The sequence below is a fragment of the Sediminibacterium sp. genome, from assembly GCF_051861365.1.
GTDB lineage: Bacteria > Bacteroidota > Bacteroidia > Chitinophagales > Chitinophagaceae > Sediminibacterium.
Genome location: NZ_JBHYCW010000006.1, coordinates 94,203 through 104,469, shown reverse-complemented (window position 1 = coordinate 104,469; position 10,267 = coordinate 94,203). Strand labels below are relative to the sequence as shown.

General features: G+C 38.7%; 10 protein-coding genes and 1 tRNA gene. 8 read left to right on the top strand and 3 right to left on the bottom strand.

Annotated elements, in window-relative coordinates:
- Window positions 1-448: 448 nt before the first annotated feature.
- A tRNA-Cys gene (locus ACTIEV_RS04410) sits at window positions 449-519 on the bottom strand.
- 94 nt (window positions 520-613) lie between these two features.
- Here ACTIEV_RS04410 and ACTIEV_RS04405 point away from each other — a divergent pair.
- The 4 genes from ACTIEV_RS04405 to ACTIEV_RS04390 all read left to right on the top strand — a co-directional run bounded on the left by ACTIEV_RS04405 (window position 614) and on the right by ACTIEV_RS04390 (window position 3,767).
- Window positions 614-1,489 carry a nucleoside phosphorylase gene (locus ACTIEV_RS04405; RefSeq protein WP_322195918.1) on the top strand — a complete coding sequence of 292 codons (876 nt, stop codon included), beginning with the start codon at window positions 614-616 and terminating at the stop codon, window positions 1,487-1,489.
- Between the two features lie 5 nt (window positions 1,490-1,494).
- Complete coding sequence (gene dapF, locus ACTIEV_RS04400) at window positions 1,495-2,271, top strand: diaminopimelate epimerase (protein ID WP_322195917.1); 777 nt, start codon at window positions 1,495-1,497, stop codon at window positions 2,269-2,271.
- Between the two features lie 88 nt (window positions 2,272-2,359).
- Window positions 2,360-3,301, top strand: coding sequence for a magnesium transporter CorA family protein (locus ACTIEV_RS04395; protein ID WP_178889500.1), 942 nt, complete (start codon window positions 2,360-2,362; stop codon window positions 3,299-3,301).
- 1 nt (window position 3,302) lies between these two features.
- Window positions 3,303-3,767: an NUDIX domain-containing protein gene (locus tag ACTIEV_RS04390; RefSeq protein WP_439516194.1), complete on the top strand. Its 465-nt coding sequence runs from the start codon at window positions 3,303-3,305 to the stop codon at window positions 3,765-3,767.
- Between the two features lie 107 nt (window positions 3,768-3,874).
- Here the strand turns inward: ACTIEV_RS04390 and ACTIEV_RS04385 are convergent, their stop codons facing one another.
- The gene (locus ACTIEV_RS04385; protein WP_322195914.1) at window positions 3,875-4,657 is read right to left on the bottom strand and encodes a queuosine precursor transporter; all 783 of its coding nucleotides are present in this window, start codon (window positions 4,655-4,657) and stop codon (window positions 3,875-3,877) included.
- A 5-nt stretch (window positions 4,658-4,662) separates the two neighbouring features.
- Window positions 4,663-4,950, bottom strand: a complete 288-nt coding sequence (locus ACTIEV_RS04380; RefSeq protein ID WP_322195913.1) for a hypothetical protein — start codon at window positions 4,948-4,950, stop codon at window positions 4,663-4,665.
- A gap of 129 nt (window positions 4,951-5,079) precedes the next feature.
- Here ACTIEV_RS04380 and ACTIEV_RS04375 point away from each other — a divergent pair, with 129 nt between their 5' ends.
- The 4 genes from ACTIEV_RS04375 to ACTIEV_RS04360 all read left to right on the top strand — a co-directional run bounded on the left by ACTIEV_RS04375 (window position 5,080) and on the right by ACTIEV_RS04360 (window position 10,267).
- Window positions 5,080-7,557, top strand: coding sequence for a YfhO family protein (locus tag ACTIEV_RS04375; protein ID WP_439516193.1), 2,478 nt, complete (start codon window positions 5,080-5,082; stop codon window positions 7,555-7,557).
- Complete coding sequence (locus ACTIEV_RS04370; RefSeq protein WP_439516192.1) at window positions 7,557-8,681, top strand: glycosyltransferase family 4 protein; 1,125 nt, start codon at window positions 7,557-7,559, stop codon at window positions 8,679-8,681. The genes ACTIEV_RS04375 and ACTIEV_RS04370 overlap by 1 nt, the downstream gene beginning before the upstream one ends.
- Entirely contained in the window at window positions 8,678-9,595 is a 918-nt protein-coding gene (locus tag ACTIEV_RS04365; protein WP_439516191.1) for a glycosyltransferase, read from the top strand. Before ACTIEV_RS04370 ends, ACTIEV_RS04365 begins: the two co-directional genes overlap by 4 nt.
- A gap of 78 nt (window positions 9,596-9,673) precedes the next feature.
- Window positions 9,674-10,267, top strand: a complete 594-nt coding sequence (locus ACTIEV_RS04360; RefSeq protein WP_439516190.1) for a class I SAM-dependent methyltransferase — start codon at window positions 9,674-9,676, stop codon at window positions 10,265-10,267.

Genomic DNA, 10,267 nt, shown 5'->3' with positions numbered 1-10,267 from the left:
CGGAGTGAATATCTGAGTCTTCATTTGTTAATGATATCCAAAACTAACCGTTATTAGGTGAACTGCAAAGTGGTTGCACACTTTTTTTCTCAACAAATGTGAATTTTCTGCTATGAATGATGAAATGGCACTGAAATGTGACAATATTTCAATATATATTTATATAAATTATTATTTTCATAATATTAATAATCAATTATTTAATTAAAATTTAAAACTTTTGCACTCTCTTATTATCAGCAAGTTAGATTCATATTAGAAATAGATTAAAATTCGAATAAAAACAAAGAATGAATGGGTTAGGTTTCCAAAATCGATGTTTTTCTACGTGTTTTTAACGGGACAGATTACGTGAAAAAGGATAAAGGAACCTATAAAAAAACTACAATTGAAAATCAAATAGTTAGAAAAAAAAAGAGGGATCAGATAGTAGCTGAACCCTCTAAGGAGGTCCCGAGCGGATTCGAACCGCTGTAGAAGCTTTTGCAGAGCTCTGCCTAGCCACTCGGCCACAGGACCTAATCTGTAGCAGGGTGCGAAAATAAAGCAATCAAAGGAATTTCAAAATTCTAAATCTGAAAACCCGAAATTTGTCCGCGTGAATCTATTCAGTATGAACCGTATTGCCGAAAGTGAATTGATCATCAACCAACGTGGTGCTGTATATCACTTGAACTTAAGACCTGAAGAAATCGCTCCTACCGTTATAACAGTTGGTGACCCCGACCGTGTTAGTGAGGTGAGTAAACATTTTGATCAGGTGGAAGGCAAATTCCAACACCGCGAGTTTGTTACCCATACCGGTCGTATTGGTCAAAAAAGAATCAGCGTGGTGTCTACCGGAATTGGAACAGACAATATTGATATCGTACTAAACGAACTAGATGCATTGGTCAATATTGATTTTAATACCAGAACGATTAAACCTACTCATACAGCACTCACCATCATCAGAGTAGGTACTTCAGGATCACTGCAAGCAAATATACCTGCTGATAGTTTCGTAGTCAGTACCCATGGACTTGGCATTGATAATCTCTTGAATTTTTATCAGCAGAAAAACAATCCGGAGGAAAATGAAATATTGGGTGCATTCATCCAACACACTGGTTTGGGCAACAATATTGCATCTCCTTATATTGCTTCTGCAAGTCCTTCTGTATTGAAACATTTTGTAGAAGGCTTTCATCATGGTATCACGGTTACTTGTCCGGGTTTTTATGGCCCGCAAGGAAGGGTATTAAGATTGGGTTTATTCAATACAGATTGGGTTGATCAACTCACGAGCTTTCAATATGGCAACCATCGCATTACCAACTTTGAAATGGAAACCAGTGGCATCTATGGTTTGGGTAAATTATTGGGACATCATTGCTTGAGTTTAAGTGCTATTGTTGCCAATCGAGTGAACAAACAATTTAGTAAGGATGGTGCTGCTGCAATTGAACAACTCATTATGAAAACATTGGAAACATTAGCAACACAATAACGACCATGACAGTCCAATTTTATAAATACCAAGGAACCGGTAATGATTTTGTGATCATGGACAATCGCAATGCCGACATCCATTTATCGACAGCACAAATCAATCATTTATGCGACAGAAGATTTGGCATTGGTGCTGATGGATTAATGTTACTGAACACATTATCAGGATATGATTTTGAAATGAAATACTACAATGCAGACGGCAACGAAAGTAGCATGTGTGGCAATGGCGGCAGGTGTTTAACAAGATTTGCATATGATATGGGTATCCATAAAAACACCTATCGCTTTCTTGCTTCCGATGGTGAACATGAAGCTGAGATAGATGATAAAAAATGGATTCGATTGAAAATGAAAGATGTGGATCATATCACACATTATAATGGCGATACTGTACTTGATACCGGCTCACCACATTATGTCAAAACGGTTCAGGATATCATGAATCTGGATGTATACAACGAAGGAAAAACCATACGTAATAGTAAAGATTTTGCTGCGAAAGGAATCAATGTGAATTTTGTAGAACAAGAACCCAAACACATCATTGTTAGAACTTACGAAAGAGGTGTTGAAGATGAAACTTTCAGTTGCGGAACCGGTGTAACTGCTGCTGCATTGGTATTTGCGCACAATGAAAAAGGATTTAACCGTGTTGACATACAAACAAAAGGCGGAAAACTAGCTGTAGAATTTGATAAAATCAATGACCAACAATTCAGCAATATCTGGCTTTGCGGTCCGGCTGATTTTGTGTTTAAAGGAGAGATAACTCTTTGATTTTTTGATCTATGATTTCTTGATTGAAAAATATAATTAAATCAAGAAAAATCAAAGATCAAGAAATCAAAAAATCAAAGATCAAATTATGATTCAATACTTCAAAAATATAAACGGACAAACAGTAGAGATCGATAAAGGTGATCGAGATGTTTGGGTAAACTTGGTGCCTCCTTTCAAAGAAGAAGAGTTTATTGAATTATCTGAGGGCTTGGATATTCCCATTGAATTCTTGCGCGATTCATTGGATATTGATGAACGTCCACGTTATGAAATTGAAGACAATGTTCGATTTGTTGTTATCAAAACGCCTACAGAGAATAACTCCTTTAATGATAGCGATGCTTTTTATATTACCATACCCATCTGTATCATCTTAACACATACGCAAATTGTAACCGTCAACTCTTTTGACAATGGTGCAATCAAAAAATTCTTGAACTCTTTTCAAAAAAGACATCCGGATAAGAAGAATATGATGATCTTGAAAGTTTTCGAAAAAGTGGTGCAGAATTTCATGGAGTTTTTGAAGGAGATCAATCATAGAAGAAATCAATATGAAACAAGTTTGTATGAAAGCAATAGCAATGTTGATTTACTCAACTTAATGCGTATACAAAAAAGCTTGGTGTATTTCGTAACAGCACTCCGCAGTAATGAAATGCTGATGATGAAACTGGAACGAACCAATTTTTTAGGTTTGAATGAGGAAGAAAGAGAATTTCTTAATGACTTAATCGTTGATACCAGTCAGGCCTTGGAGATGGCGAATATTTATACCAATATACTTACGAGTACTTTAGATGCATTTGCCAGCATCATCAGTAACAATTTGAATAATGTGATGAAACGCCTCACTTCTATCACCATTATCCTTTCCCTTCCGGTAATGGTGGCTAGTTTGTATGGCATGAATGTTGACAATATCCCTTGGGCGCATTCTCCTTATGCATTCTATGTACCCATTGGTTTATCGATCGCTATTGCAGTGGTGATCAGTTGGTACTTCATGAAAAAGAAATGGTTCTAATATGCCCTTATTCAACATTCGCGTTTACGGAATTTTGTTAGACAGCCAACAACGTCTTTTAGTGAGTGATGAATTTATTCGTGGTGCTTATATCACCAAATTACCGGGTGGTGGATTGGAATTTGGCGAAGGCACTCGCGATTGTTTGAAAAGAGAATTCAAAGAAGAAACCGGATTAGATGTTGAGATTGGAGAACATTTTTATACCAGCGACTTCTTTCAGATTTCTGCATTCAATCATAAAGACCAAATCGTTTCCATTTATTACAAGGTTCATACAGCAGAACCCATCCTTCTTGAAACCAAAACAAAACCTTTTGACCTCAGTCCGGAACAAACCAGCAACCCCAATGGCGAAAGTGAAGTCTTCCGCTGGATCCCACTCAATGAATTAACCGCCGATAGTGTTACGTTGCCTATTGATAAGGTGGTGGTGGGGATGTTGAGGAAGGGTACTAGGTGCTAGGTAATAGGTACTCGGTTTAGGGCATTGACAGAATTCGGAGCTCTTGCAATGTAGACCAATCAAACCAATCCCTAGTACCTAGCACCTTATACCTTGCACCTCCACCCTCACTCCTCTTCCTTCCCCATTGCAGCCAACTTCATTTTCCTGGCAGTTTCATGACCCAGGTATTGATCGATTCTGTTTTCGGCGAAATAGATCAGTGGCGTTAAGATAATTGCCATGCTGAACTTATAGAGATAGTTGACCAAACATATTGCCAATACCAGCTTCCAGCTCCAGCCATTCCCAATTTTAAAAGCAATGAACAGTACAATAAAACTATCCACCAATTGAGATACCAAGGTAGAACCCGTTGCACGTAACCACACCCATTTTTGTCCGGTTCTTTTTTTGATCTTATGAAATACTGTCACATCAACAATCTGACTCACCAAAAAAGCAATCAAACTTCCGGCTATGATCCACATGCCTTGTCCGAATATACCACCAAATGCATCCTGCATATTGGCAATACCTTCTGTTTCTTTGGATGTAATCCAGAAATCAGCAGGAGGAATATTCATAGCAGCATAAAACATGATGAACGCATAAGTAATGAGAACAACTGCCGTATAGCTGATTCTTCTTACTGCACGCGGACCATAATACTCATTCACAATATCTGTAATCACAAACTCAAGTGGCCATAACAAAACACCACAGGTAAGATTAAAAGAGAGTCCGGTTTGTCCAAATAAAGTAAGATTGGCAGGATCCAAGCCAAATACTTTTTCCAGTGAAAATATTTTACCTCCAATACATTCAGCAATCAATGCATTCGCCACAAAAAAAGCAGCGATACTGACAAATAGTTTTGTGGGTTTATCGCGTAAAATATGTGTGATCATAATGATTAATTCAGGAAGTAAATGATTTGAAGCACCAATACCAAAAAGTTAAAAGCAGTTAGCCATTTTGCTACTGTGATTTCTTTCTTACCAAGCAACAAAACGATGAACCATAAGTTCACTCCCATATTCAATACCGGAGCTAATACCATGCCCATGGCTATGGCAGTATCAGCCAGAAAACCAAGCTTTTCAGCCTGATCTACCACTACAAATAGATTGACCAATAAACAAATCAGAAAAAAGAGATTGCAGATAAACGCAAACCTGGAAAAAAAGGAAAATCCTGCCATAATTGTTTCGTTGTAATTCGGGTATCAGATTTTACACAAAATACTATCAAACTATTTGTAAATGACCGCCTTCACAGGAAAAAATCAAACATTTTTCCTGTAGGTTTGCTGATAGCTCAAAAAACGATCATGAAGCAATTTCAATGGAAATCTGTATTGCCGCATCTAACAGCGGCGGGTATCTTTCTTTTAGTGGCCATTATTTTTTGCAAGCCTGCATTAGAGGGTAAAGTCATCGAGCAGTTAGACGTCTCTCATTGGAAGGGTATGGCGCAGGACTTATTCAATTACAAAGAAACCCATGGACATTATCCGCTTTGGAATAATAACCTTTTTGGTGGTATGCCTGCTTATCAGATTGCCATGGAAGCAGCCAACCCTATTACCCCTATTTATTTCCATCAACTGTTTATGCTGTTCATGGGCAAGCCCATTGGTTTCTTTTTCTTGCTCTGTATCAGCTTTTATTTTTTATCACAGGTCATTGGTACAAAACCTTGGATCGGTATTCTTGGGGGTATCGCTTATGCATATGCTACCTATGACCCGGTGATCATTGCTGTTGGACATGATACCAAAATGCAAGCCATGGGTTATATGCCAGCATTATTGGGCGCACTTTGGCTCATTTATAAAAAAGAATATTGGTGGGGCGCCGCACTCACAGCCCTTTTCAGTTTCCTATTGATTGCCATGAATCACTTACAGGTCACTTATTACTTTCTGTTTGTGGCGGGATGTATGACCATCGGATTCATCATTCAATGGATCAAGCAAAAAGATTATAAACACTTAGGTGTTTCTTTGGCACTCGCTTTATCCATGGGTGCTCTAGGTGTTGGTCCTAATATTGTTACACTAGCCACTACCAGCGATTATGCAAAAGCTACTATGCGTGGAGGCTCAGTGAAATTGGATTCTACCGGACAAGCCACTAAAAGCAAGGGGCTTGATATTGATTATGCTTTTTATTACGGCAGCTATGGTTTGGCAGAAACCTATACTTTTCTGGTACCGGGTATTTATGGGGGCAGTAGCAATGGAGAATTGGATGCAAGCTCGCACCTCGCCAAAAGAGCCATGGAAAAAGGAATTCCTGAAGATCAGGCTGCGCAGTTTGCGGGTTCTATGCCTACCTATTGGGGGCCACAACCCATGACATCAGGGCCTGTTTATCTCGGTGCCGTTATTTGCTTTTTATTCATCCTGGGAATGGTATACTTACAAACCTGGCATCGTTGGTGGATATTGGCAGTGTGTGTGTTGGCAGTACTCATGAGTTGGGGAAGTAATTTCATGTCGTTCAATAGCTTCCTTTTCAACTATCTTCCTTTGTACAATAAATTTCGAGCTCCTAGTATTATTCTTATTCTTCCACAGCTATTATTTCCTTTACTCGCCGTTATGGCATTGCAACAATTTCTGTTTGAAGAAAAAAATAAAGCCACTGCTTTGGCTGCATTAAAGAAAGCCGTGTACACAACAGGAGGTATTGTATTGGGTGCAGTATTGCTCTATTTGACTTTCGATTATATCGGCAGAGATGAGCAGATCAAGAACTATCTCACACAATCACTTGGCGGTAATCAGGATGAAGCCAATGGATTTTATAATGCCTTAAAAGATGACAGGCGCTCTCTTTTCGGATCTGATCTGTTGAGATCCATTTTATTCATTACTGCAACTGCCGGTTTACTTTGGCTTTTCATTAAAGACAAACTCAAAACTTCTTATGTCTTACTGGCAATAGTTGCATTGAGTTCTATTGATCTCTTTACTGTTGGAAAAAGATATTTGAATGAAAAAGATTACCGCGATGCAGAAGTAGTGAATGAAAGTCAGTTTGCAGCTACTCCTATAGACCAGGAAATCCTGAGAGATACTACTCAACCACGTGTACTTAATCTGACAGTTGACCCCTATACGGATGCATTTACGGCTTATCATCATCGCTCTGTGGGCGGATATCACCCTGCCAAACTGAGTATCTATAATGACCTGATCAATTTTCAGCTGAATAAACAGCCCATGAATATGTCAGTACTGAATATGCTGAATACAAAGTATTTCATTGTCCTGAATCAACAAACAGGTCAACCGGAATTACAAGTAAATCCGGCTGCATTGGGACATGCTTGGTTTGTAAAAGGCATTCGTTATGAGAAAGATGCAGCTTCGGTGATGAAAGCCATGAATCAGTTTTCTCCCGCTGATACAGCCATTGTAGAAAGTACGGCGAAAAAAGATATTCCTTTTGAACCCGTTGCTGACTCAACAGCCGGCATTGTTCAGGTATTGAATGACAATGATCTGATCAGATATCGCTCTAGCAGCAACAGCAACCAGTTTGCAGTGTTCAGTGAGATATTCTATGATCGTGGCTGGACCGCAACGATTGATGGAAAAGAAGCACCGATTGTAAAAGTGAATTATGTATTACGTGGATTGGCAATACCTGCAGGTAATCATGAAATTGTGTTTGAATTCAAACCTGCTTCTTATTACAACAGTGCAAAAATTGCCGTTATCACCTCTGCACCGATCTGGATATTATTGATCCTTGCCGCTTTCTTTTCACGCAGAAGAAAAAGGGAAGAAAAAGTGTGATGGATACGCCCGTTGTTTTAGGTATTGTTTCTTATGCTGTATTTCCTGCCAGGATGGGTGGACAAAAATGTGTGCAGGGATTTTATGAGCAATTGGCGAAAGAAACCAAGCTCATATTGGCTGTTGCTAAAAACAATCAAACCGATACCGTACCGGGTGCGCAAGTTGAAAATTTTCTTTTTGATCATTGGAAGGGACCACTGAATATCATTTACCTCTTTCGTTTGATGAAGCTGATTCGGAAGCATCAAGTGAACACCATCATCATTGAGCACTCCTATTTTGGTTGGTTGGGGTTAGTATTGCGATGGTTTACCGGCAAGCCTTTTGTGATTCGTTCACATAATATTGAAGCGCATCGTTTCAGGGATATGCAGCGTTTGTTTTGGCAAACCTACCACAGTTATGAAAAATATGTACATCGCAAAGCAGATCATAGTTTTTTCATTACAGAAGAAGACTTGAATTATGCGATTACCAACTGGCAGCTTAAACCTGAAAAATGTACAGTCATCACGTATGGTGTAAAACCGGAGGCAGGTATTGATACCAGCAAGCCCATTCTACGCAGACGCATCATGGAATATTTCAAAATCCCCAACCACACTTTATTATTCCTTTTCAATGGCACGCTTAATTACACACCCAATACAGATGCACTTCATATTATCGTTTATGAGTTGCTACCTAGACTAAGAGAAAAAAAATTATCTTTTACAATTTTCATCTGTGGATGTGATTTATCTGAGCAATGGGAACAGGTCTTAAAAGAACAGCCTGAAATTATCTACTGTGGGTTTGTAGATGATATCAATGTTTTTATGATCGGTACAGATTGTTCTATTAATCCGGTGACACTGGGGGGTGGTATCAAAACGAAACTGGTAGATGCATTGGCATGTCATCAAACAGTGATTACGACTACTACCGGAGTTAAGGGTCTGCTTCCTACATTGACCGGAGAGAAAGTAAAAATTATTCCGGATTATGACTGGAATATTTTTGCGAATGCGATGAGCAATTTGAATCCCTATCATCCATCCATGACCCCTGATGTATTCTTTGAGCACCATAACTGGGAAAATATAATAGCAAAAGCACTTGTATCTTTACGCAGTTTATGAATATGTCCTTACAAATATCTGTGATCATCTGTACGTATAATAGGGCGGCCTATATTCCTGAAGCTTTGAAAAGCTTATCAGAACAAATACTGTCCAAAGAAACATTTGAAGTCATTATTGTCAATAATAATTCAACAGATGATACAGAAGAGGTTTGTAGGAATTGCATTGCTCGGTTTGCTACCATCCATATTACATATGCGAATGAACTGAACCAAGGTGCATCTTTTGCCAGAAATACGGGTGCTCAACTTGCACGATCGCCCTTGTTATGTTTTATGGATGATGATGCGATTGCAGCACCTGATTATCTATTTAGAATCATCGAATTCTTCCAGTTGCATCCTGATGCCGGTGGAATAGGTGGGCGTATCATTCCTAAATATATTCCTTCAGAACCCAAATGGATGAGTCATTATGTTTCATCCATGGTGGGCAATTTTGATTATTCAAACGATGTATGCGTTTTCCAACCCGGGAAATATCCCTTAGAATCCAATATGATCGTAAGAAAATCATTGTTTGATGAAATTGGGGGCTTCAATACTGCTTTACCCGGTGTGAAAGGAACTTTGAGAATTGGTGGTGAGGGCAAAGAGTTTTTTTTAAGACTACAAGCAAAAGATGCAGTGATTTATTATGACCCACAGATCATTGTTCATCACATTGTAGAAACAGCAAAACTGACCCCGGCTTATCTGTACCGTGTTGCCAGTGGCTATGGACGTGGAGAAAAAGTAAGAACCTTGCAAATAAGTACCTTATCTTATTGTCTGAAAATACTGGAGTACTTTTTAAAATTGGGTGCTGCTGTGGTATTGGGTATTTTATATGTTATAAAAGGACAACCTGCTAAATCTTGGCCTGTTATTCGATTCAGGATTGATGCTTTAAAAGGATTATTGAATTTTTAAATAGTACGGGGCTTAAGCCCCGTGCTATTTAAAAAGATGAAGCTGATAAAAATTGTGAGATAAATTATACATTTAGACATGAGTCTTGCAATTATCCGAGAAAGAAAAATAAAAGGAACACTCAGCCGCTGGTTCGGTATTCAATTCATTTCGCCATCAGAAACATCCAAAATACGACATTGGGTACTTCCCTATTGCAATGGCAAAGGTTGTAATATTGGCTTTGGTGGCGACAAAATCATGAAGATTGATTGTGACGGCATTGATTTCCCTCAACCCTACACACATACCGGAAAAGATAAAGTGGATATTGGCGTGGATGTGATCAATAATGAAATTCCTGTTCCGGACAATACCTATGACTATGTGTATACCAGCCATTTGATCGAAGACTTTACAGATACCGGTGATGCTTTGCGAAAATTCATCCGCATTCTGAAATCCGGCGGCAACCTTATTTTGGTATTTCCTGATCAACCCAAATATGAAGTGTATTGTAAAGAAATGGGCATACCCATGAATCCTTATCATATTCATGCCAATATGGGTTATGATCTGATGCTGCAAAGAATGAATGAGCTTTCCGGGATCAGTTATGAAATTCTTTTTAGTAGTAATTGTGAGATCGACTATAATGTCGTGATCGTATTGAAAGTGACCAAACACCAATAG